Origin of the sequence: Paraburkholderia caffeinitolerans (assembly GCF_902859945.1) — a bacterium.
Lineage (GTDB): Bacteria > Pseudomonadota > Gammaproteobacteria > Burkholderiales > Burkholderiaceae > Paraburkholderia > Paraburkholderia caffeinitolerans.
In genome coordinates this window covers 1-1,113 of sequence record NZ_CADIKL010000112.1, presented here as the reverse complement: position 1 = coordinate 1,113, position 1,113 = coordinate 1, and the positions used below count along the sequence as shown (strand labels likewise).

At 59.8% G+C, this 1,113-nt stretch carries 1 protein-coding gene; it reads right to left on the bottom strand.

Annotated elements, in window-relative coordinates:
- Nucleotides 1–35: 35 nt before the first annotated feature.
- Complete coding sequence (locus HV773_RS36485) at nucleotides 36–1,076, bottom strand: IS630 family transposase (RefSeq protein ID WP_227875311.1); 1,041 nt, start codon at nucleotides 1,074–1,076, stop codon at nucleotides 36–38.
- Between the last annotated feature and the right edge of the window lie 37 nt (nucleotides 1,077–1,113).

Below are 1,113 nucleotides of genomic sequence, written 5' to 3'. Positions count from 1 at the left end.
TACTGACCAGTTCAATAAATAGTGCGTATATTGGATCAAGCTGCGTAGCGAACATGCTTCTCCTGAAACAGGTTGCGGATAACATGAGGCTGCTTCTGCCGGCGATGCAGATGGCGTCGCACGCTCTTGATCATGTCGGCCTTGCTGGTCGGCCGGCTCTTGCCCATCGCGTTGGTTTTCACGTCCTGATTGAGCAATTCGTCGGGGTTCAACTCGGGGCAATATCCCGGCAGCCGGATCAGGCGCAGACGCTTAGCGTTTTCCGCGACGAACTGCCTGACGGCGACCGACCGATGCACCGGGTGCCCATCGACGACCAGATAGATTTTGCGTGTTGCCTGCCTGAGCATGCGCTTCATGAACTCGATAAACACGGCGTTCTTGAATTTGCCCTCGAAGACCATGAAGGACAGCTCCCCGCGATTGGTGATCGTCGAGATCATGTTGCAGCCAAATCGCTGGCCGGTGGCGCGTACCACCGGCGTTTGGCCCATCGGAGCAAAGCTCTTTCCGCTCACATGGTCACTACGCAGGCCCATCTCGTCGCCCCAATGGATGATTGCCCTTTCCTGCTTCGCTTCCTTAACGAGCTTCGGGTAGTCCTCATTCAGCCAGCGGGCGATCGCCGCATCGTTTCGTTCGTAGGCGCGCCGCACCGGTTTCTGGGCACTCATGCCCCATGCCTTGAGGTAACGCCCGACCGTCGTTGGCGAAACCGTGACACCGTATTCCCGCTCGATAAGGCTCGCGACGGACTCGCGCGTCCAGAGGTAGAACGGCATCGCCAGCTGGTCCGGCATCCTGCTCACGATCAGCCCACGAATCCGCGCGGCCTGCCGGACATCCAACCGTCCGCCGCCAGGGCGGCGGCCCCGTTTGCCGGGCTTCAATGCCCGTGCGCCACCTTCCCGGGACAGCTTCATCCATTTGCTGACCGCTCGCAGGCTTACGCCAAACGTCGACGCTGCCCCGGTCTGCGTCATTCCCCCTCGCACCGCCTCCACCACGAGCTTTCTCAGGTGGGCTTGGGTGGCTCCATCCAGTTTTCGGGCATCAGGTTTTGTCTTCATGCCCATATAACGCACCACGCACTATTTGGTGCACACGTCAGTA